The organism is Pedobacter sp. PLR (assembly GCF_026239675.1).
GTDB lineage: Bacteria > Bacteroidota > Bacteroidia > Sphingobacteriales > Sphingobacteriaceae > Pedobacter.
Genome location: NZ_JAPIVQ010000003.1, coordinates 184,656 through 206,668, shown reverse-complemented (window position 1 = coordinate 206,668; position 22,013 = coordinate 184,656). Strand labels below are relative to the sequence as shown.

Here is a 22,013-nt window from a genome sequence, read left to right as displayed (position 1 = left end):
TGTATTACGCTACAAAAATACAATAATACTTTAACATGCCATGAAAACAAAAAAGAGCCGCTCTGGTTACAGGGGCAGGATACCGGACCAGGCAGATTCAAAAAAACTTTTCCTGATGGCTTGCAGATAAGTTTCATTATTGGATCGTTTGAAAATAATATCCTGACATTGATTGAACCGTACGAATACTTTTAAAGCCTCAATAAACTTCTCCATCGTGATTTGGTCGAGCTCAACGGCTTCAAAATGGATGTTATGGACGATCAGTGTTTTTTGTTTGCGATCAGCTTTCGCATCCATTCTTGCGATAAAAGTTTCCCCTGCAAGTACAGGCAATGAAAAATAACCGTAGAGACGTTTGGGAGCAGGCACAAAGCATTCGATCTGGTAATCAAAATTGAAGAAGTCTTTTAAGCGGTAACGGAAGACATTCAGGATATCGAAAGGTGAAAGAATGAAGACTTCTTCAGCTAGTTCAATGTTAGTTTCCTGATCAGGAAGCATGTATAGCGGAGCTTTCAGGCCCTCTACCATTACCATTTTTACTTCAGCGCTCTGAGCCATTTTTTCTAACTCTTTTTTAATGAGGTTGCCTTTTACTCGACGGGATCGCCAATTCATTTCCTTGAGGGAGGCAATCCCCAGGGCACCTAAAGTTTGGCAGATCATAAAACGAGCGTATTCTTCCGCGGTGGGCATGTTTAAGTCTATGTCCTCTGGTACTAAGTTGAGTGGCAAATCGTAAACTTTCTGAAAGGTTTTACTCCGACTGATCATCAGCTTTCCCTCCAGGTAAAGTCTTTCGAGTGCCACTTTAGCCGGTCGCCAATCCCACCAACCAGTACTGGCTTCAAAGCGATCGTTCTCAAAATCGCCAACCATCACTGGCCCCTCTCGTTCCACCTGGTCCATGATCTGCTTCATTAAATTGTGTTCAGGTTTACTAAGCGGTTTGCCTTGTGTTTCAAACACTTGTTTTACAGGAAATGAAAAGCGGAAATCGCGCATAGGAAGATAACCTGCATCTGAACTGAAGTATTCATAAATACGGCCATCTTCGCAAAGTTCCGTCAGCCATTCTGTTTGATAATCTGGTACGCGTGCAGCCATCACATGGTGATGAGCACGTTCCACGACATAATTTGTATCTAGCTGCACGAAACCCAGGTGATCAATCAGCCGGTAAACAGCTTCGATTCCCGTACCGAACTGAGCTTTTCGGGCAAGTCCAGCGGCTTCAATGATGATTTTCCTTGCTTGCAGCTTCGTTAAGACAATAGGTTCCATTGGCATATGATGTTTAACCTATAGCAAGAAATTGAACAGGAACATGGTCTGTAAGCCAGACATTATTATCTGATAAATAAAATAAATAGCCAGCCTGATGCATCATACTCGCCTGCACCATAAAAACAACAGGTTTACCGTGTCTTCCTCCTACCTGTCTCGCTGTTTGCAGATCCTGACTAAGATGTACATGTTGCCTATCACGTTTTTCCAGCCCGGTATTCTCAATTGATTCAACAGATTTTTCAGCGGTTCCATGAAAAAGAATATCAGGCGGAACCTGTGCTACATAACCAAGCTCTACAGCAATTGAATGGCCCTGGCTAGCTCGTATCTGTTCCCCATTGTCACTAAAAGTAAACCGTTTTTTACTATTGGTTTCCACAACATGATCCAATAGGGCACGATCTACAACAATGTTGTGGATGTTCATCTGTTGAATTAACAGTTTAACATCCACCCAGCCATGTTGATCGGGTTCAATACCAATCAATTCTGGCTGATGCCTAAGCACCAGGCTTAAAACTTTACTAATCCTGGTCAGCTCTTTACTGCTCATCATAACTTATTATCTAATGCGATTTACATTTTACATACCAAATCTAATGCTTTTTTAAGATGCAGCAATTCCTGCCAGCAATATTGACCTCATTTCATCGATCTTACTTTTCATCCTGCATTGAAGATAGCTTTCTATAGGCACAGTATTTTTAATTGCCATAAAATAGGAAACTCATGTTAGAAGAACTTCAAAACTACTATTTGAACAAAAAAAGAGCCGGATTTTTTCTATCTTTCTCCTACCTATGTTATACCTCTTAATCGCCCTAATTTGCTTGTTGCTAGCTGGCAGCATATTTTATTACAACACACTTGTGAACAAGAAAAACAGGATGAAAGAAGCCTGGAGCGGGATCGATGTGTATTTGAAGAAACGGTATGAATTGATTCCTAACCTCATTGAAACTGTTAAAGGTTATGCCAGTCATGAACAAAAACTGATGCAGGACCTGGTTCGTTTGCGTAATGAAGCGATTCAGACCCCACAAAATCAGGAAAAAATCAACACCGAGAACCACCTTACAGAAAACATCAGCAGATTGATGCTTATTGCTGAAAATTATCCCGATTTGAAAGCAAATACCAATTTCCTACAGCTCCAGACTCAACTGGAAACCATAGAATCTGAAATTGAACTCTCCAGAAGATATTACAACGGTACAGTGAGGGAAAATAACATTCAGGTTCAATCCTTCCCTTCCAACCTTATCGCATCCATCTTTGGATTCGAAAACGGCATTTTCTTCGAAATAAACAATTCTGCAGAACGCGAACCGGTAAAGGTTACTTATTAAATCACCAGTATGAAACTTAAACATCTATTTGCGCTGTCTGGGGTGTCAATGATATTACTGCTCATCCCTACTTTATTCACAAGAACTTTTGCGCAGCAACCTCTGACATCAGGAATTGACCAGGGTAACCATTCTGAAAGAATTATCTCCTTTCACACCGACATCAGGATTGATACCTCAGGAATGATGTACCTGTCTGAGAAAATTAAGGTCTATGCATCTGGCGATCAGATTAAACGCGGTATTATCAGGAGCATCCCGGTGTATCGTAAAGATATATTTGGCGACAGAAAATCTGCAGATTTCAAAATAACGAGCATTTTAAAGGATGGGAAGGAGGAAAACTACAAGACCAAAAACGATGGTAGGGTCCGCAGTATCTACATGGGGAATGAAGATATTATTCTTAATCCAGGTGTCTACACCTATGAAATCAATTACCAGACTAAAGGACAAGTCGGCTTCTTTAAAACCTATGATGAAATTTACTGGAATGTTACCGGTAGTGACTGGGATTTCGAAATAGAAAAAGCCTCTGCTACCATTTTACTACCTAATGGAGCCCTACCCGGAAATACAGCTTGTTATACCGGCCCTGGTGGATCAACCAGTAAAAATTGCAGCATCAGCATCAATCCCGACAAATCCATCAGCTTTCAGACTACTGAAAGTCTGCCATCAGGAAGTGGATTCACTGTGGCCTCAGCTTTTACCAAAGGGATTATACACAGGCCATCTGATTTCGAACTTTTTTACCAGGACTATCTGAAAATAACCTTGACACTTCTGTTGTTGATTGGTCTTGGCACTTACTATTACATCAGCTGGTCGCGTTATGGACGGGATCCGCAGGAACCAGTCATCATACCCAGCTTTAATGTTCCAAATAACTGGTCCCCGGCCTTACTCCGTTATTTTTACCTAAAAAAAATAGATGATAAGTCTTTTGCCATCTCGATCATCAATATGGCTGTTAAAAAAGTCATAAAAATCAGCCAGGGAGCAGGCCTCAAAAAAGAAGATTACGCTGTTGAAAAATCATCGGGCTTAACAAACGTACTGTCGAAAGAAGAAGAGGCCATTTATGTCCGCTTCCTCAACAAAAGAAATAGAATATACATCAATAAATCGAATGGTTCGACCATAAATGCAGCAAAGAATGCACATCGTGACAGGTTGAAACCACAGCTTGACTTAAAAGGTTTCTTCATTAGTCACAAAACACATCTCATCAAATCAACGCTAATTACGTTGGCTGTCTTTATTGTATTCATGGTTTTTGTAGAAACCGGTACTCCTTTGATGCTGCTTTTTTTCAGTTCTTTTATCGTGATCGGAGGATACTGCTTCTTTGCAGGATTCAAAATGATAGGCAAAAATGTAATTGTAGGAATTTTCCTGATCATTTGGGGAGTCGGGTTCGGTGGTACTCCGCTGTATATGTTCCTTTCTCACCTGAGCAAACTACCCATAATTTCGCTTGTATTCATCATAGCCAGCACCATCATGTATGCATTATATGTTTACCTGATTAGTGCACCTACAGCAGCAGGAATTGATGTTATAAGCAAGATAAAAGGATTTAAAATGTATCTGGAAACGGCAGAGGAACATCGTTTAAACCTATTGAACCCGCCAGAACATACCCCGGCATTGTTTGAAAAATTCTTGCCTTATGCGCTTGCACTTGATGTAGAAAATGCCTGGGGCGCCAAATTTGAAGCGCTGCTCAATGCCGCTGATTACAGTCCTGATTGGTATGAAGGCGACAAGTTCTATTATCCTCAGATTACCAAAGGTTTTATGGTGCCATTTAGCAGCGCGGTCAGTGATAGTAAGCCAGATACAGGCTCTTCTTCCGGATCGTCCGGGAGTTCAAGCTGGAGCTCTGGAAGCAGCGGTGGCGGTTCTTCCGGTGGAGGAGGTGGCGGCGGAGGCGGTGGTGGATGGTAGCTGAGCTTACTTTCCAGACTACCAGAAAATTAAGGCATAAAAAAACCGGAGAAAAAACTTTAGAAAATTTTTACTCCGGTGATGTGCACTTGTAGGGATTCGAACCCCAAACCTTCTCATCCGTAGTGAGATGCTCTATCCAATTGAGCTACAAATGCATTTTTCATTTGTGTTGTATCGTTATCGGTTTTAAGACCTTTAATCGAAAAGATCAACAAAAAAAACCTTAGATTGCTCTAAGGTTTTTCGTGCACTTGTAGGGATTCGAACCCCAAACCTTCTCATCCGTAGTGAGATGCTCTATCCAATTGAGCTACAAATGCATTTCCTTCAAACGTTGTTTTGTTATCGGACTGCAAAAGTAGTGTTTGAAATTGAAAATACAAACTTTATTTAAAAAAAACTTCAAACACTACTCCTTAAAAACTGCGATTAGGCTTCAATTGAGCGCTTAATTGCGTCAAAATCAGGCATATTCCCTGCATCTTCCAATACTTCTGCATGGATAACTTTTCCTTCTTCATTGATGACAAAAGCAGCTCTTTTTGAAATTCCTTTCATGTTAAATGCGAAATCTTCATAAAAAGCACCGTAAGCCTGTGATTCTTCTTTGTTAAAATCAGAAAGCAAAGGGAACTGGTAGTTTTGATCTTCTTTAAATTTAGCCAGGGTAAAAGGAGAATCCACAGAGATACCTACTACATCTGCATTCATACCTTCATAATAACCAAAGCTGTCTCTCATGGTACATAACTGAGCAGTACATACGCCTGTGAAAGCCAATGGGAAGAAATGAATCACTAATTTCCTTCCTTTATAATCAGATAGGGATACTTCTTTCAGTTCTGAGCTGAATAATTTAAAATCCGGGGCTTGATCGCCAATTTGTAATGCCATAGTATATCTATTTTATAATTTAAACGGTTTCTATTGAAAGTAATTGTTGATTTAATAATTCCAGACCTTGTTCAAAGCTATGCGGTGCATAACCCAGGTCGCGGATGGTTTTATCTAATATAAAGCCTGTCCTGGCCGGGCGTTTAGCGCTTTGATTTAAGGTTTCGGCAGAGACCTCTTTAATCAGTCCTTTATCAAGGTTCCAGAAATCGGCTACTTTAGCTACCAGTTCGGAGATACTCATCATATCTTTCCCTGAAGCATTATATATGCCTTGTGCATTTTTAGCTACGGCAAGCAGGCAGCAGTCGGCCAGATCTTCTGCGAGGGTTGGCATACGCCACTGGTCATTGACTACATTAATAGGTTGTCCTTTTTCTAAAGCTCCTTTTGCCCACAATATAATATTGCTACGGCTCATGTCGCTCACGATACCATATACTATAATGGTCCTCAAAACTGCCCATTTAATTTTAGACTGTTTTAGTGCTTCTTCGGCTTCTACTTTAGTTTGTCCGTAATAACTTAAGGGGCAGGTAGGCGCTTCTTCATCGTATGGGCCATTTAATCCGTCAAATACAAAGTCGGTGGACAGGTGTACCAACTGAACATCATACTTTTCACAAACCCCAATAAGTGTCTTCACAGCTGCCACATTTAGCGCATAAGCCTGCTCTTTTTGCTCCTCGCAAGTATCCACATTGGTCATTGCTGCGGTATGAATGATTGCATCAGGTTTAAATTTCGCTATAATTTCTTCCACATTTGCGGCATTAAGAATATCCATTTCTGCATAAACATATCCTTCTTTAATTGGGTAACGGTTCTCCCCTTTTGCGGTCGCGATCAGATTAAACTGTTTTGTTGCGAGCACTCTTTCCGTGATTTTCTGCCCTAAAAGGCCATTGCTACCCGTTACTAGTATTGTTTTCATGAATTTTCCTTATATCCTTATGATACCTATTTAGCGCCAAAAACTCTCTTTTTAACGTCAAAAAGGGCTTGTTCGTACCTTGTTTTATACCGGCTAAAATATTGATTTAAAAACTGTGGAAAAACTTTTTATTTATATATGCAATTTATGTTGAAAAATCTTAACTTTGCAAACCGAATTGTGGGCTCTGAAAACGGCCTTTAACATTTTGATATTTATAATTTTACCCAAAACAATATATGCCTAACATTGGAAAAATAGCGCAGATTATAGGACCGGTAGTTGACGTGAGTTTTGCTGACGATGCTCATTTACCTCAAATTTTCTCTGCATTAGAGATTGAAAAAGAAAACGGTCAAAAGGTCGTTTTAGAAGTTCAACAACATCTTGGTGAAGACCGCGTACGTGCAATTGCAATGGACTCAACCGACGGTTTAGTTCGTGGCATGAAAGCAGTAGATACTGGCGCACCTATCAAAATGCCTGTTGGTGATCAGATTAAAGGTCGTCTATTCAATGTTGTTGGTGATGCTATCGATGGTATCAACACGATTGATAAAACTAACGGTAGACCAATCCACAATGCTCCGCCAAGATTTGACGAGCTATCAACTGAATCAGAAGTACTATTTACTGGTATCAAAGTAATCGATTTATTAGAGCCTTACGCTAAAGGTGGTAAGATCGGTTTATTCGGTGGTGCTGGTGTTGGTAAAACTGTATTGATCATGGAGTTGGTAAACAACATCGCGAAAGCGTATGCTGGTTTATCAGTATTTGCTGGTGTAGGTGAGCGTACACGTGAAGGTAATGACCTTTTACGTGAGTTTATCGAATCTGGTGTAATCAACTATGGTGAAGAATTCCTTCATTCTATGGAAAAAGGCGGATGGGATTTAAGCAAGGTTGATACTGAAAAACTAAAAGACTCTAAAGCAACATTGGTATTCGGTCAGATGAACGAACCTCCTGGTGCTCGTGCTCGTGTAGCTTTATCAGGATTAACAGTTGCAGAATACTTCCGTGATGGTGATGGCGAAGGCGCTGGAAAAGACATTCTTTTCTTCGTTGACAATATCTTCCGTTTCACTCAGGCAGGTTCTGAAGTATCGGCTCTTTTAGGTCGTATGCCTTCTGCGGTAGGTTACCAACCAACTCTGGCAACAGAGATGGGATTAATGCAGGAACGTATTACTTCAACTAAACGTGGATCAATTACATCTGTACAGGCGGTTTATGTACCTGCGGATGATTTAACGGATCCAGCTCCGGCTACAACGTTTGCCCACTTAGATGCAACTACAGTATTGTCTCGTAAAATCTCTGAGCTAGGTATTTATCCTGCAGTGGATCCATTGGATTCAACTTCAAGAATCTTATCTCCAGCGGTATTAGGTGACGAACACTATAACACTGCACAACGTGTGAAAGAAATCTTACAACGTTACAAAGAGTTACAGGATATCATCGCGATCTTAGGTATGGACGAATTATCTGAAGAGGATAAATTAATCGTTCACCGTGCGCGTCGTGTTCAACGTTTCTTATCTCAACCATTCCACGTAGCTGAGCAGTTTACAGGCTTAAAAGGTGTGTTGGTTGACATTAAAGATACCATCAAAGCATTTAACATGATTATGGATGGTGAAGTTGATGAATATCCAGAGGCTGCATTTAACTTAGTAGGTGGTATCGAAGATGCAATCGAAAAAGGTAAAAAACTATTAGCTGAAGCAAACGCTTAATTAAAGCGCATACACTTTGAATATGACACTAGAAATATTAACACCAGATAAAAAAGTCTTTGAAGGCGAAGTAACAGCTGTTACTGTACCAGGTACCATGGGTTCATTTCAAATTTTGCATGACCATGCTCCTATTATCTCAACCTTAGAAGACGGTCCAGTAATTGTTAAAACCAATACAGGTACTCAAACCTTTAACATTAAAGGTGGCGTAGTAGAGGTTTTGAAAAACAAGATTATTGTTCTAGCCGAAGGGGTTGCTTAATATTTAAAGCATAATAAAAAAAGGATGTCCGAAACGACATCCTTTTTTTTGTGCCTTGATTTTGGCAGGAAGTTTTTTACATGACTATTCGCTGCTCCGCAGCCTTCCCCCTATTCTGGAATTAATAGTTTTATCAGCACCACACTTTCCTTTCCTGATTCTCCCCATCACCGGAATTTATCCTTCTTGTATTTTAGCATATAGCTCATTATACCAGGGGTTGATTTACTCAGAAAACACCACCAATTTTTATTTGGTCACCTACCTATATTTTAGTCGTATTTTCTTCAACTTTTTCGGCCATTCTCCGATTTTAGGCAGAATATGAGCTAAAATACAATGCAAGCATAATACCTATACCGAATACCGATTTCATAATTGGTATAGTAGCATCCACGTAAAGAAGTTAAAACCACCTATTTCAAGATATTTTATTTGTCTTTTCAATACAAAATCAGAATTATATTTTTTTTCATTTATTTTTGTACAGCTATTGATAGTATAGATCACAAGACCTAAATTGGATTTATAAAGCAACAACAAATAAAGCTTACTAATACAAGACCTAAAATGAACTTTAACATCACCGCCTTAATTATTGTCATTATTAATGTGATTCTTCTGCTGGTAATTCAGAAGGGTAAGGCGCTGCAATAGAATATTTTAAATACAAAAATAAACTCAAGCGCCCCCCACAAGTGGCGCTTTTTTAATGAACCAATACCACAACCAACACGATACCTAGAGCTTTAACCAATGAAATATTTCAATTCAAATACAGTGTTATACTTAGACGGCAAGTTCCAGAAAGCCGCCAACACAACCGCCGATATATATGGGCAATCGCTCCATTATGGCTACGCTGTATTTGAAGGAATCAGGGCGTACCGAACTCATAATGGAACCAGGGTATTTAAGGCCAGGGAACATTTCGAAAGATTGAAGAGATCCGCAGAATTGGTTAATATGCCTTTTCCATGGGATGTAAACGATCTGATCAAGCAAACTTATAAGTTACTTCAGTTGAATAATTTAAAAGATGCTTACATCCGTCCCCTGGTTACCTGTGCGCCTAATATGTCGTTGGTTGCAGCTACAGAAGTATCTATTATGATCTGTGCCTGGGAATGGGGTGCTTACTTAGGTAACGGGCAGTTAAAGGTTGGCGTGTCCAGCTATGAGCGTCCAAATCCAAAGTCCTCTCCTATTGAAGCTAAAGTAAGCGGCAACTATGTGAATTCCATCTTAGCCACTACCGAAGCCAAACGCAATGGATTTGATGAGGCCCTATTATTAGATATGCATGGCAACATCGCCGAAGCTCCGGGCGCAAATATCTTCATCGAGAAAAACGGAAAATTATATACACCACCACTGGGCAATATTTTAGCAGGTATCACCCGTGCTACAGTGATCGAGCTATGTCATATCCTGGATATAGAAATCATTGAAAAACACTTGTCGGTAACCGACTTAAAACATGCAGACAGCGCTTTCTTCTGTGGTACTGCTACAGAGATTGCAGGAATTGCATCGATAGATGACTATCAGTTCCCATTGAGATGGACTGACAGTGTTGGTGCCACCATACAACGCACTTACAAATGTTTAGTGTTAGAAAAACAAAATTACGAAGTAATCATATAATATGTCACAATCACCAGAATTAAACCGCTACAGTAAAGTATTCACGCAGGATCCTACCCAACCTGCTGCACAGGCCATGTTATACGGAATTGGCTTGACCAAAGAAGATATGGACAAAGCCCAGGTCGGCATTGCAAGTATGGGATACGATGGAAACACCTGCAACATGCACCTGAATGATTTAGCAAAAATTGTTAAAGATGGTGTCTGGGATAATGGAATGGTCGGTTTAACCTTTAATACGATCGGTGTAAGCGATGGTATGTCTAACGGTACAGATGGAATGCGTTATTCTTTGGTTTCCAGAGATGTGATTGCAGATTCAATTGAAACCATTTGTGGTGGACAATATTACGATGGCGTAATTGCATTGCCAGGTTGTGATAAAAACATGCCGGGTTCTATTATGGCAATGGGCAGATTAAATCGCCCTGCGATTATGGTATATGGTGGTAGTATCCACTCCGGAAAATATAAAGGAAAAACTTTAAACATTGTTTCTGCTTTTGAAGCCCTTGGTGAGAAATTAGCAGGTAATTTAGATGAAGAAGATTTCCAGGGTATCATTCGTAATACTTGCCCGGGCGCTGGTGCTTGTGGCGGTATGTACACTGCAAATACCATGGCTTCGGCAATCGAAGCTTTAGGAATGAGCTTACCTTATAGCTCTTCTTACCCTGCTTTAAGCGACGAAAAGAAAGCAGAATGTTTACATGCTGGTAAAGCCATTCGTGTTTTATTAGAGAAAAACATCCTTCCTTCGGATATCATGACGGAGAAAGCATTCCACAATGCGATTGTTACGGTAATGGTATTGGGTGGTTCTACGAATGCAGTATTGCATTTAATCGCAATGGCGAAATCAGTAGGATTAACCTTGAAGCTCGAAGATTTTCAGGCGATCAGTAATTCGACACCTGTATTGGCTGATTTGAAACCTAGCGGTCAGTATTTAATGGAAGATGTTCATGAGATCGGTGGTGTTCCTGCCATCTTAAAATATCTTTTGAAAGTAGGTTTGATTCATGGCGACTGTATCACAGTAACCGGAAAAACACTTGCTGAAAACGTTGAAGCGGCTTTAGACTTAGATTTTGATGCTCAAAAAGTAATCCTTCCGGTAACTAACCCGATCAAAGCAACTGGTCACCTTCAAATGCTGTATGGTAACATCGCAGAAAAAGGTTCTGTAGCCAAGATCTCTGGTAAAGAGGGAGAAAGATTTGAAGGTCCGGCGCGTGTATTTGATGGTGAGAAATCACTAATCGCAGGAATTCAAAGTGGTAAAGTGAAAAAAGGTGATGTAGTCGTGATCAGACAGGTTGGTCCCAAGGGCGCTCCTGGTATGCCGGAAATGTTGAAACCAACCTCTGCCATTATCGGTGCAGGTTTAGGAAAGTCAGTTGCTTTAATTACTGATGGTCGTTTCTCTGGTGGTACACATGGTTTTGTGGTAGGTCACATTACTCCTGAGGCCTGGGACGGTGGAAATATCGCTTTTGTACACGACAATGACATCATCATTATTGATGCAGTAAACAACACTTTACACCTTCAGATTACAGAAGAAGAAATGGAGAACCGTAAAGCAGTCTGGAAGCAATTACCACCACCGGTTAAAGGCGGTGTACTTTACAAATACCTGAAACAAGTAAGCGACGCCAGCGAAGGCTGCGTTACTGATGCCTACACTCACTAATCAATTTAAGAAACCCCATACTTAAAAGAAAAACAATGGACACAGCACAAGAGGAAGCAACCACCTTAACGGAACCGAAGAAAACAGTAAGTGTTTCTGGTTCTGTGGCTTTATTGGAAGGATTAATAGCAGAAGGTACCGATACCATTTTTGGTTATCCAGGTGGTGCCATCATGCCTATTTATGATGCGATTTACGACTACAAAGACAAGTTAAAACATATTTTAGTACGCCATGAACAAGGCGGTACACATGCCGGACAAGGGTATGCACGTACTTCCGGAAAAGTGGGTGTCGTATTTGCGACCAGCGGTCCGGGTGCTACAAATCTGGTTACAGGTTTGGCAGATGCACAGATCGACAGTACGCCGATGGTTTGTATCACCGGTCAGGTGTATGCACACTTATTAGGTACGGATGCTTTCCAGGAAACGGACGTGATTAACATCACGACTCCGGTAACGAAATGGAACTACCAGATTACGGATGCCAATGAGATCCCTGCAGTATTAGCGAAAGCATTTTACATTGCACGCAGTGGCAGACCAGGTCCGGTATTGATCGATATCACTAAAAATGCGCAGTTACAAATGTTTGATTACGCAGGTTATGTTCCTTGTGATCACGTACGTAGCTACCGCCCGAAACCAAATGTTCGTAAAGAATATATTGAGGCAGCAGCAGCATTAATCAATTCCGCTAAAAAACCTTTCATTTTGTTCGGTCAGGGTGTTTCCTTAGGATTTGCAGAGCAGGAATTTAAAGCTTTCGTAGAGAAAAGTGGTATTCCTGCAGCTTGGACGATCTTAGGTGCCGGCGCGATTCCTACTGACCACCCTTTAAACGTTGGGATGTTGGGCATGCATGGTAATTATGGTCCCAATGTACAAACCAACTCTTGTGATGTGCTGATCGCAATCGGTATGCGTTTCGATGACCGTGTAACCGGTCGTTTAGACAAATATGCGAAACAAGCGAAAGTGATTCACTTAGATATTGATCCTGCTGAGATTGATAAAAACGTAAAAGCTGATGTTCCGGTTTGGGGAGATTGTAAAGAAACTTTACCGCTTTTAACTGCTTTAGTTGAAGAGAAAAAACATACCGAATGGTTAGCAGAATTCAGAGCTTTTGATAAAACTGAACAGGAAGTTGTCATTGAAACGGAATTGAATCCTGGTCAGGGAGAATTGACTATGGGTGAGGTGATCAATCAATTGAACATTTTGACTAAAGGGGAAGCGATTATTGTGACTGACGTTGGTCAGCATCAGATGGTGGCTTGTCGTTATGCAAAATTCAACCATACCAGAAGTAATGTAACCAGTGGTGGTTTAGGTACAATGGGCTTCGGCTTACCTGCTGCTATCGGTGCTAAATTTGGTGCTCCTGACCGCACCGTGGTTGCGGTAATCGGTGACGGAGGTTTCCAGATGACACTTCAGGAATTGGGTACCATCATGCAAAGTGGTATCGATGTGAAGATCATGATCTTAAACAACAGGTTCCTGGGCATGGTTCGCCAATGGCAACAGTTGTTCCATGAGAAACGCTACTCTTTCGTGGACATCACCAGTCCGGATTTCGTGAAACTTGCCGATTCTTATTATATCGCCGGTAAAAGAGTTTCAGAACGTGAAGATTTAGTGAGTTCATTAGAGGAAATGTTAAACCATAAAGGTTCTTTCCTTTTAGAAGTAATGGTAGCCCAGGAGCACAATGTGTTCCCTATGGTTCCTCAAGGTAGCAGTGTAAGTGAAATCAGACTTAAATAATTAAAGATCATGAGCAATTCCCAGGATATAGAAATAAATGAAAAACAGGAATTTACGATTACTGTATATACCGAGAATCAAATCGGCTTATTGAATCGTATTGCCATTATATTTTCAAGAAGAAAAATCAACATTGACAGCTTAAACACCTCCCCTTCGGAGATTGAGCACATCCACCGCTTCAATATCGTGATTAACGAGACAGAAGATGTGGTACGTAAACTGGCTCGTCAGATTGAAAAACAAGTAGAAGTGTTGAAAGTATATTTCAATACCAACGAGGATATCATCTGGCAGGAAATGGCGCTTTATAAAGTGCCTACAGATACCATCGCAGAATTAGTATCGGTAGAACGTTTACTTCGCGAAAACGGTGCAAGAGCAGTCGTGATCCGTAAAGATTATACGGTGTTTGAAACTACTGGTCACCGTGAAGAAACCGATAAGCTGATCGAGGTTTTACAACCTTTTGGCCTGATCGAATTTGTGAGAAGTGCAAGGGTAGCGATCATCAAGAACAGCGATGGTTTCAACCGCAAACTCAGAGAATTTGAGCGCAGAGAGCCAGGACAGGATGTGATCGAAAACGAATTCCTTGACGCAGAGAAAAACGTATTTAGCATGTAATGCTCCGAAGATGCCTGTGCATCTTCATTAAAATAAACAAAAATTAAAAGAACCTTTACAATCAAATAACTATAACAAAATGTCAAACTATTTCAACACGTTGCCTCTTAGAGAAAAATTAAACCAATTGGGTGTATGCGATTTCATGGACAGTTCAGAGTTTCTGGATGGCGTAAATGCGCTTAAAGGCAAAAAACTGGTTATCATCGGTTGCGGTGCACAAGGCTTAAACCAGGGTTTAAATTTAAGAGATAGTGGTTTAGATGTTTCTTATACTTTACGTAAAGAAGCTATCGAAGGTAAAAGAGATTCCTGGAAAAATGCTACGGAAAACAATTTTACAGTTGGTACTTACGAAGAATTAGTTCCTACAGCAGATGTAGTGATCAACCTTACTCCTGATAAACAACATACTGCAGTGGTTAATGCGGTGATGCCATTGATGCAAAAAGGTGCTACTTTATTGTATTCACATGGTTTCAACATTGTGGAAGAAGGCATGCAGATCCGTAAAGACCTTACCGTGATCATGGTGGCTCCAAAATGTCCGGGTTCTGAAGTAAGAGCAGAATATGTACGTGGTTTCGGTGTTCCTACCTTAATCGCTGTACACCCTGAGAATGATCCTCAAGGAAAGGGTTTATTACAGGCGAAAGCTTATTGCGTTGGTACTGGTGGCCATAAAGCAGGTGTTTTAAAATCATCTTTCGTTGCGGAAGTGAAATCTGATTTAATGGGTGAGCAAACCATTCTTTGTGGTTTATTGCAAACTGGTTCTATCTTATCATTTGACAAAATGGTAGAAAAAGGAATCGATGCAGGTTACGCTTCTAAATTGGTTCAATATGGTGTAGAAGTGATCACAGAAGCCTTGAAACAAGGTGGTATCACTGCGATGATGGACAGATTGAGTAATGTAGCTAAAATCAAAGCTTTTGAAGTTTCTGAAGAATTGAAAACTATTATGCGTCCATTGTTCCAAAAGCATCAGGATGATATCATGAGCGGTGAATTTAGCCGTACCATGATGGAAGACTGGGCTAATGGTGATAAAAACCTATTGGCATGGCGTGCTGCAACCGGCGAAACTGCTTTTGAGAAAACTCCGGCAGGTGATGTTAAAATCGGTGAGCAGGAATATTTCGATAACTATACTTTAATGGTTGCTTTCGTTAGAGCTGGTGTTGAATTGGCTTTCGAAACTATGGTTGAAGCAGGTATCAAACCTGAGTCGGCTTACTACGAGTCACTACACGAAACTCCACTTATTGCAAACACGATTGCACGTAAGAAATTGTTCGAAATGAACCGCGTTATTTCTGATACTGCTGAATATGGTTGCTACTTATTTGATTACGCTTGTAAACCATTACTTGCTGATTTCATGACTAGAGTAGGTACTGATTTAGTAGGTAAAAACTTTAATGCAGGTAAAGATGGTGCTGTGGATAACAGAGCATTAATCGCAGTAAATGAAGTGATTCGTTCACATCAGGTGGAACTTGTTGGTGCAGAGCTGAGAAAAGCTATGACCGCAATGAAATCAATTAAAACTGCCTAATCATCAATTAAACGGCTGAGGTTTTCATAGCCTCAGCCATTTACAAAGCAATAATAAGATGTCAAAAACATTAGTAGAAAAAATTTGGGATGCGCATGTTGTAAAAAGCGAAGCTGGTTTCCCTGATATTTTATATATCGATACCCATTTGATTCATGAGGTGACTTCACCTCAGGCATTTGATGGTTTACGCAAAAGAGGTTTACCTGTTTTCCGTCCGCAGCAAACTGTTGCTACCGCTGACCATAACGTTCCAACTTTAAATCAGTTACAACCGATTAAAGAGGAGCTTTCCCGTTTTCAGGTGGATATGCTGACTAAAAACTGTGCTGAATTCGGTATTGAGCTGTATGGTTTGGGTCACCCTTTTCAAGGGATTGTCCATGTAATCGGTCCGGAACTGGGGATTACGCTTCCGGGGAAAACGATGGTTTGTGGCGATAGTCATACTTCTACGCATGGTGCTTTCGGTGCGATTGCTTTTGGTATCGGTACTTCACAGGTGGAGCAGGTTTTTGCGACCCAGTGCTTATTGCAACAACGCCCGAAAACGATGAAAATCGAGGTGAACGGTGAATTGGGTAAAGGTGTTTCTGCTAAAGACATTATTCTATATATTATCGCTAAGATATCTGCTGCCGGTGGTACAGGTTATTTTATCGAATATGCAGGGTCGACTATTGAAGCTTTAAGTATGGAAGCGAGAATGACGATCTGTAATATGAGTATTGAGATGGGTGCCAGAGGTGGTTTAATTGCCCCTGACCAGATCACTTACGATTATATCAAAGGAAGAGAATTTGCTCCTGCAGGCGAAGAGTGGGATAAAGCACTGGCTTACTGGAAAACATTATATAGCGATGCTGATGCGAAATTTGATAGCGTTTTAACGTTTGACGCAGCAGACATCAGCCCGATGATTACCTACGGAACAAATCCGGGTATGGGTATGGGCATTGCCGCACACATCCCTGCTAAAGGTGATCAGGCGGTTTCTGAACAGGCTTCTTTCCAGAAGGCGCTGGATTATATGGGCATCGAAGAAGATACTGAATTGGTAGGAAAAGCTATTGATTACGTATTTATCGGTAGCTGTACCAATTCAAGAATCGAGGATTTACGTGAAGTAGCGGAGTTTGTAAAAGGTCGCCAGAAAGCAGAAAATGTAATTGCATGGATTGTTCCGGGGTCTAAACAAGTGGAACAACAGGCGATCGCTGAAGGTTTGGATAAGATTTTTGAATCAGCAGGTTTTCAATTACGTGAGCCAGGATGTAGTGCTTGTTTAGGTATGAATGAGGATAAGATTCCGGCAGGAAAATACTGTGTTTCGACTTCTAACAGAAACTTTGAAGGTAGACAAGGTCCGGATTCCCGCACATTTTTAGCCAGTCCGCTAACCGCAGCTGCTGCTGCAATTACTGGTAAGGTAACCGATGTAAGAACTTTATTGAACGACCCTTTACACGCTTAATCCGAAGAATCATGAGAAAATTTGAAAAGTTAACCTCGGCAATTGTGCCTTTAAACATAGAGAATATTGATACGGATCAGATCATTCCGGCAAGGTTCTTAAAGGCCACTACCCGTGAAGGTTTTGGTGAGAACTTATTCCGCGACTGGCGTTACAATGGTGATCAGACCTTAAAAGCTGATTTCGTATTGAACAATCCGGATTATAGCGGAAGAATCCTGGTTGCAGGAAAAAACTTCGGTTGTGGTAGTAGTCGTGAGCACGCCGCATGGGCGATTCAGGATGCTGGTTTCGATGTGGTGATCAGCAGTTTCTTTGCAGATATCTTTAAAGGAAATGCTTTGAATAACGGTTTATTACCTATTCAGGTAACTGATGCGTTCTTAGCAGAAATCTTTAACACCGTTGAAAAAGACCATAACGCAGAACTGGAAGTAGATTTAGAAAACCAGACGGTAACCATCGTTGCTACCGGTGCTAAAGAAGGTTTTGAAATCAACGCCTATAAAAAATCCTGCTTAATCAATGGTTATGATGATATCGATTTCATCTTAAACCAAAAGCAGTTAATTGAAGAATTTGAACAAAAAAAATAATGTCAAAGCCCGTCGTCCATATCCACAACCTTAATTTAGCGTATCAGCAGAAGCCTGTTTTACAGGGTTTGTGCTGGACAATAAATCGCAATGACAATTGGTTGTTATCTGGCGAAAGTGGTACTGGAAAAACTACTTTAGCAAAAGCGATTGCAGGTTTGATTCCTACCCTTGAGGGCGACATTCAGCTGAATTTTGATCCTTCTTCTGCTTTACCAGCGAAGGTTCATTATGTAGCCAACTGGTATCAGTTTAAAGATCTTGAAGGGGCTTCTAATTTCTATTATCAACAGCGTTACCAGAGTTTGGCGACTGCAATCACCGCTACGGTAATCGCAGAATTAACGCGCTTTGGTAATGATCAGCAACTTTCATTTGATGCATTAGAACAGCTTTTAACCGCTTTAGGTTTTGCTGCTTTAAAAAACTCAGCGCTTTTACAATTGTCTAGCGGTGAGCATAAGAAATTGCAATTGATTAAGGCTTTGTGGTCTAAACCTCAGTTATTGATTTTGGATCAGCCTTATAATGGCCTGGACAAGCGTTCCCGTGAAAACTTAAATGATTTGTTGACCGAAGTATCGGATAATGGAACGCAGTTGATCATTGTTGGTAATGAAACTGAGTTACCAGCTGCGATTAATCGCTTTGCGGTTTTAAAGGATGGTAAGCTACAAGAGATTTCTTCCCCTATATCTCCTAAAGAAGAATTGGAAGAAGTGATCAAACCCTTGCCTTCTTTTCTTCAGCAAGAGGCTCCATATGCTGTTTCTGGTTCCAGTCAGGTTTCCGGTTCAGCGGATCATATCATCAAAATGATTGATGTGAACATCAGATATGGAGATAAGCAGGTGTTAAAAAACATCAACTGGGAAGTGAATGCAGGTGAAAAGTGGCTTTTACAAGGTCACAATGGCTCTGGAAAATCAACTTTGTTAAGTTTAATCAGTGGTGATCATCCTCAGGCTTATGCCAACAACTTTTATCTTTTCGGAAATAAAAGAGGAACCGGTGAAAGCATTTGGGAGATCAAAGAACGCATTGGTTTAATCTCTCCTGAATTACACTGGTATTTTGACGCTTCTGCTACTGTCTGGCAGAGCATTGCCTCCGGCTTTTATGACAGTTCAGGATTGTATTGCAGTCCGGGTTCAACAAAACATGCCCGGGTAGATGAGTTAATTCAGTATTTCGGATTGTCAGCCTACAAAAACACCTTGATGAACGAGCTGCCTTTAGGTAAGCAACGCTTAACCTTATTGGCCAGAACAATTGTCAAAAAACCAGCAATACTGATCCTTGATGAACCTTGTCAGGGTTTAGATCAGCAACAGACACAACATTTCAACAGACTGGTAGATGAATTGTGTAAGGATGGCACCACGTTAATTTACGTTGGCCACTTTGAATCACAACTTCCGGAATGTATAGAGAAAAGAATATTATTAGAAGACGGTGCAGTAAAATCCGTTGAACACTTATTACAAAGCATTTAAAAATGAAGCTATCCTAAGCATACTGCCTGAAAACAGTTGTCAATATGCTTAGGATAGCTTCATAACAGATAAAAACAAAATTATACTGATGAAAAAAAATATATTAGTCATTCCTGGTGATGGTATCGGGCCTGAGGTTACTACCTGGGGTAAAGCCGTATTAGAAGAGATTGCCAAAGGTTTCGGACATGATTTCAGCTATGATGAGGCATTAATGGGCCATGCTGCAATCGAAGTAACTGGTAGTCCCCTGCCTGATGAAACACTGGAAAAAGCTCAAAAAAGTGATGCTATCCTTTTCGGTGCAGTTGGTCATGCTAAATATGACAACGATCCTTCTTTACAAGTTCGTCCGGAGCAAGGTTTACTTAAAATCCGTAAGGAATTAGGCTTGTATGCTAACTTACGTCCGATTTTATTATTTGATGAGTTGTTAAACGCTTCCAGCATCAAAGCTAATATATTAAAAGGTACAGATATCCTGTTTTTCAGAGAGCTAACCGGAGATGTTTATTTCGGTGAGAAAACCCGTTCTGAAGATAAAAACACGGCTTCTGATTTAATGATCTACCACCGTTATGAGGTAGAAAGAATTGCACACAAAGCGTTCGAAGCTGCAATGAAACGCAGAAAGAAACTTTGTTCTGTAGATAAAGCCAATGTATTGGAAAGCTCTAGATTATGGAGAGAAACCGTACAAAATATAGCAAAACAATACCCGGAAGTAGAAACTACTCATATGTTCATTGACAATGCAGCGATGCAATTGATCAAAGATCCTAAGCAGTTTGACGTGGTATTAACGGCTAACTTGTTTGGTGATATCTTAACCGATGAGGCTTCACAGATTGCCGGTTCTATGGGTATGCTTGCTTCCGCTTCTGTTGGAGAAAGCACTGGTTTCTTTGAACCGATCCATGGCTCAGCGCATGACATCACCGGAAAAAACCTGGCGAATCCTTTAGCTTCTATCCTATCTGTTTCCCTGATGCTGGAAATCGGTTTCGGACTATTGGCAGAAGCGAAAGTGATCATTGATACCGTAGATCAGGTATTGAAAGAAGGTTACAGAACAGGCGACATTGCCGATGAAACAACCAATCCTGACCAGATCCTTGGAACAAAAGAAATGGGACAATTGGTCTTAAAATATATTGCACAGCATATTAAATCTAACTAAACACCAAGAATTATGTTACACGATCCTAATAGAGTCTATGTGTTTGACACCACCTTACGTGATGGTGAACAAGTGCCGGGCTGCCAGTTGTCAAGCCCAGAGAAAATTCAAATTGCAAAAGCGCTGGAAGCACTTGGTGTAGATGTGATTGAAGCTGGTTTCCCTATTTCAAGCCCTGGAGATTTCCAGAGTGTAGTAGACTTATCAAAAGCGATAAGAGAACCGATTATCTGTGCATTAACACGTGCCAATAGAAAAGACATTGATTCCGCAGTTGCGGCATTACAATACGCGAAGAGACCAAGGATCCACACTGGAATTGGTGCTTCCGATATGCACATTAAATACAAGTTCAACAGCACGAGAGAAGAAATTCTGGAAAGAGCGGTTGCAGCAGTAAAATATGCGAAGCAGTTTGTTGAAGACATTGAGTTTTTTGCAGAAGATGCGGGTCGTGCAGACAATGCTTATTTAGCGCAAATGATTGAAGCAGTAATTGCTGCCGGTGCAACGGTAGTAAACATTCCTGATACGAATGGCTACTGTCTTCCGGATCAATATGGTTCTAAAATCCTTTACTTAAAAGAGAACGTTAAGAACATTGATCAGGCGATCATCTCTGTTCATTGTCACAATGACTTAGGCTTAGCTACTGCAAACAGTCTTGCAGGCTTAATCAACGGTGCCCGTCAGGTAGAATGTACCATTAACGGTATTGGTGAGCGTGCAGGAAACACGGCATTGGAAGAAATTGCTATGGTATTGAAAACACACCATGCCTTAAATCTAACCACTAACATCAACAGCAAACATTTCACTGAAATCAGTGGTATGGTTAGCCGTATGATGCACATGCCGGTACAACCGAATAAAGCGATCATCGGTCAGAATGCTTTTGCACACAGCTCTGGAATTCACCAGGATGGTTTCTTGAAACACAGAGAAAACTATGAGATCATCAATCCTGAGGATGTTGGTTTAAACTCAGCAGATATCATCTTAACCGCACGTAGCGGTCGCCATGCCTTGAAACACCATTTAGAGCGTTTAGGTTATGAGATCGATCGTTTAAACCTGGATCAGGTTTATGAGCGCTTCCTGATTTTAGCTGATGAGAAGAAAACCATCTGCGATGATGATATTCTTTTCTTAATGAGTGATGGCGAAGAAGGTGCGGTAAAAAACGGTTACAAACTGAACTTGTTGCAAGTCCTTTGTGGTGATCCGTTAAGCCCTACTGCAAGCATCAGATTAGAACATGAAGGGGTGGAAAAAGAAGCGATGGCAACCGGAAACGGTCCTGTAAACGCGACGATTAAAGCCATTCAATCCATTGTTGGAAAAGACATCCTGTTAAATGAATTCACCATACAGGCGATGCATGGTGGTAGTGATGATGTGAGCAAGGTAAACATGAAGGTTTCTTATGAAGGAAAATCTTATGTAGGCTACGGTTTTAGTACAGATATCGTAAAAGCTTCGGCCAATGCGTATCTGGATGCAATGAATAAATTTATCTAAA

Annotated in this window: 18 protein-coding genes and 2 tRNA genes; 14 read left to right on the top strand and 6 right to left on the bottom strand. The window is 40.7% G+C overall.

Translation table 11 applies throughout. The annotated features are described in order from the left end of the window. Positions 1-66: 66 nt before the first annotated feature. Together OQX61_RS07970 and OQX61_RS07965 are read right to left on the bottom strand one after the other, a co-directional pair. Complete coding sequence (locus tag OQX61_RS07970; RefSeq protein WP_265841122.1) at positions 67-1,287, bottom strand: crosslink repair DNA glycosylase YcaQ family protein; 1,221 nt, start codon at positions 1,285-1,287, stop codon at positions 67-69. Between the two features lie 13 nt (positions 1,288-1,300). Continuing rightward, positions 1,301-1,849: an RNA 2'-phosphotransferase gene (locus OQX61_RS07965; RefSeq protein WP_265841121.1), complete on the bottom strand. Its 549-nt coding sequence runs from the start codon at positions 1,847-1,849 to the stop codon at positions 1,301-1,303. Between the two features lie 313 nt (positions 1,850-2,162). Here OQX61_RS07965 and OQX61_RS07960 point away from each other — a divergent pair, with 313 nt between their 5' ends. Then, a complete protein-coding gene (locus OQX61_RS07960) occupies positions 2,163-2,642 on the top strand; it encodes a LemA family protein (protein WP_265841120.1) in 480 nt (159 codons plus the stop codon). 9 nt (positions 2,643-2,651) lie between these two features. Beyond that, positions 2,652-4,595 (top strand): DUF2207 domain-containing protein, encoded by a 1,944-nt coding sequence (locus OQX61_RS07955; RefSeq protein WP_265841119.1) that lies wholly within the window; start codon positions 2,652-2,654, stop codon positions 4,593-4,595. Positions 4,596-4,679: 84 nt separating this feature from the next. On the opposite strand, the gene OQX61_RS07950 is transcribed toward OQX61_RS07955, so the two are convergent. From OQX61_RS07950 to OQX61_RS07935, 4 genes are all read right to left on the bottom strand, one after another. Further along, positions 4,680-4,753, bottom strand: a tRNA-Arg gene (locus OQX61_RS07950). 91 nt (positions 4,754-4,844) lie between these two features. Next, positions 4,845-4,918, bottom strand: a tRNA-Arg gene (locus tag OQX61_RS07945). A 109-nt stretch (positions 4,919-5,027) separates the two neighbouring features. Next, a complete protein-coding gene (locus OQX61_RS07940) occupies positions 5,028-5,492 on the bottom strand; it encodes a redoxin domain-containing protein (RefSeq protein ID WP_265841118.1) in 465 nt (154 codons plus the stop codon). A gap of 19 nt (positions 5,493-5,511) precedes the next feature. Then, positions 5,512-6,426, bottom strand: a complete 915-nt coding sequence (locus OQX61_RS07935; RefSeq protein WP_265841117.1) for an SDR family oxidoreductase — start codon at positions 6,424-6,426, stop codon at positions 5,512-5,514. A 239-nt stretch (positions 6,427-6,665) separates the two neighbouring features. Between OQX61_RS07935 and atpD the strand changes: the two genes are divergently transcribed. The 12 genes from atpD (at position 6,666) to OQX61_RS07875 (ending at position 22,012) form a co-directional block, all read left to right on the top strand. Continuing rightward, entirely contained in the window at positions 6,666-8,171 is a 1,506-nt protein-coding gene (gene atpD / locus OQX61_RS07930) for a F0F1 ATP synthase subunit beta (RefSeq protein WP_265841116.1), read from the top strand. A 22-nt stretch (positions 8,172-8,193) separates the two neighbouring features. Beyond that, positions 8,194-8,436, top strand: coding sequence for an ATP synthase F1 subunit epsilon (atpC, locus tag OQX61_RS07925; protein WP_265841115.1), 243 nt, complete (start codon positions 8,194-8,196; stop codon positions 8,434-8,436). A 756-nt stretch (positions 8,437-9,192) separates the two neighbouring features. Continuing rightward, complete coding sequence (locus OQX61_RS07920; protein ID WP_265841114.1) at positions 9,193-10,083, top strand: branched-chain amino acid transaminase; 891 nt, start codon at positions 9,193-9,195, stop codon at positions 10,081-10,083. A gap of 1 nt (position 10,084) precedes the next feature. Then, a complete protein-coding gene (gene ilvD, locus OQX61_RS07915; protein ID WP_265841113.1) occupies positions 10,085-11,782 on the top strand; it encodes a dihydroxy-acid dehydratase in 1,698 nt (565 codons plus the stop codon). A 35-nt stretch (positions 11,783-11,817) separates the two neighbouring features. Next, positions 11,818-13,557: a biosynthetic-type acetolactate synthase large subunit gene (ilvB, locus tag OQX61_RS07910; protein WP_265841112.1), complete on the top strand. Its 1,740-nt coding sequence runs from the start codon at positions 11,818-11,820 to the stop codon at positions 13,555-13,557. Positions 13,558-13,566: 9 nt separating this feature from the next. Beyond that, complete coding sequence (ilvN, locus tag OQX61_RS07905; protein WP_265841111.1) at positions 13,567-14,184, top strand: acetolactate synthase small subunit; 618 nt, start codon at positions 13,567-13,569, stop codon at positions 14,182-14,184. Positions 14,185-14,263: 79 nt separating this feature from the next. Then, complete coding sequence (gene ilvC, locus OQX61_RS07900; RefSeq protein ID WP_265841110.1) at positions 14,264-15,745, top strand: ketol-acid reductoisomerase; 1,482 nt, start codon at positions 14,264-14,266, stop codon at positions 15,743-15,745. 58 nt (positions 15,746-15,803) lie between these two features. Then, a complete protein-coding gene (gene leuC / locus OQX61_RS07895) occupies positions 15,804-17,219 on the top strand; it encodes a 3-isopropylmalate dehydratase large subunit (RefSeq protein WP_265841109.1) in 1,416 nt (471 codons plus the stop codon). 11 nt (positions 17,220-17,230) lie between these two features. After that, entirely contained in the window at positions 17,231-17,815 is a 585-nt protein-coding gene (gene leuD, locus OQX61_RS07890) for a 3-isopropylmalate dehydratase small subunit (RefSeq protein ID WP_265841108.1), read from the top strand. After that, entirely contained in the window at positions 17,815-19,311 is a 1,497-nt protein-coding gene (locus tag OQX61_RS07885; protein ID WP_265841107.1) for an ATP-binding cassette domain-containing protein, read from the top strand. The genes leuD and OQX61_RS07885 overlap by 1 nt, the downstream gene beginning before the upstream one ends. An 88-nt stretch (positions 19,312-19,399) precedes the next feature. Next, on the top strand, positions 19,400-20,491 hold the full coding sequence (gene leuB / locus OQX61_RS07880; RefSeq protein ID WP_265841106.1) for a 3-isopropylmalate dehydrogenase: 1,092 nt from the start codon (positions 19,400-19,402) through the stop codon (positions 20,489-20,491). Between the two features lie 12 nt (positions 20,492-20,503). Continuing rightward, positions 20,504-22,012 (top strand): 2-isopropylmalate synthase, encoded by a 1,509-nt coding sequence (locus OQX61_RS07875; protein WP_265841105.1) that lies wholly within the window; start codon positions 20,504-20,506, stop codon positions 22,010-22,012. The last annotated feature ends 1 nt before the right edge of the window (position 22,013 follow it).

Excerpts from the sequence above, each read along its gene's own strand:
- OQX61_RS07935 (WP_265841117.1), bottom strand. The coding sequence starts at position 6,426 with ATGAAAACAATACTAGTAACGGGTAGCAATGGCCTTTTAGGGCAGAAA.
- ilvD (WP_265841113.1), top strand. The coding sequence starts at position 10,085 with ATGTCACAATCACCAGAATTAAACCGCTACAGTAAAGTATTCACGCAG.
- OQX61_RS07955 (WP_265841119.1), top strand. The coding sequence starts at position 2,652 with ATGAAACTTAAACATCTATTTGCGCTGTCTGGGGTGTCAATGATATTA.
- ilvN (WP_265841111.1), top strand. The coding sequence starts at position 13,567 with ATGAGCAATTCCCAGGATATAGAAATAAATGAAAAACAGGAATTTACG.
- OQX61_RS07965 (WP_265841121.1), bottom strand. The coding sequence starts at position 1,849 with ATGATGAGCAGTAAAGAGCTGACCAGGATTAGTAAAGTTTTAAGCCTG.
- leuD (WP_265841108.1), top strand. The coding sequence starts at position 17,231 with ATGAGAAAATTTGAAAAGTTAACCTCGGCAATTGTGCCTTTAAACATA.
- OQX61_RS07970 (WP_265841122.1), bottom strand. The coding sequence starts at position 1,287 with ATGGAACCTATTGTCTTAACGAAGCTGCAAGCAAGGAAAATCATCATT.
- ilvB (WP_265841112.1), top strand. The coding sequence starts at position 11,818 with ATGGACACAGCACAAGAGGAAGCAACCACCTTAACGGAACCGAAGAAA.
- OQX61_RS07940 (WP_265841118.1), bottom strand. The coding sequence starts at position 5,492 with ATGGCATTACAAATTGGCGATCAAGCCCCGGATTTTAAATTATTCAGC.
- leuC (WP_265841109.1), top strand. The coding sequence starts at position 15,804 with ATGTCAAAAACATTAGTAGAAAAAATTTGGGATGCGCATGTTGTAAAA.
- ilvC (WP_265841110.1), top strand. The coding sequence starts at position 14,264 with ATGTCAAACTATTTCAACACGTTGCCTCTTAGAGAAAAATTAAACCAA.
- OQX61_RS07920 (WP_265841114.1), top strand. The coding sequence starts at position 9,193 with ATGAAATATTTCAATTCAAATACAGTGTTATACTTAGACGGCAAGTTC.
- leuB (WP_265841106.1), top strand. The coding sequence starts at position 19,400 with ATGAAAAAAAATATATTAGTCATTCCTGGTGATGGTATCGGGCCTGAG.
- OQX61_RS07875 (WP_265841105.1), top strand. The coding sequence starts at position 20,504 with ATGTTACACGATCCTAATAGAGTCTATGTGTTTGACACCACCTTACGT.
- atpD (WP_265841116.1), top strand. The coding sequence starts at position 6,666 with ATGCCTAACATTGGAAAAATAGCGCAGATTATAGGACCGGTAGTTGAC.
- OQX61_RS07885 (WP_265841107.1), top strand. The coding sequence starts at position 17,815 with ATGTCAAAGCCCGTCGTCCATATCCACAACCTTAATTTAGCGTATCAG.
- atpC (WP_265841115.1), top strand. The coding sequence starts at position 8,194 with ATGACACTAGAAATATTAACACCAGATAAAAAAGTCTTTGAAGGCGAA.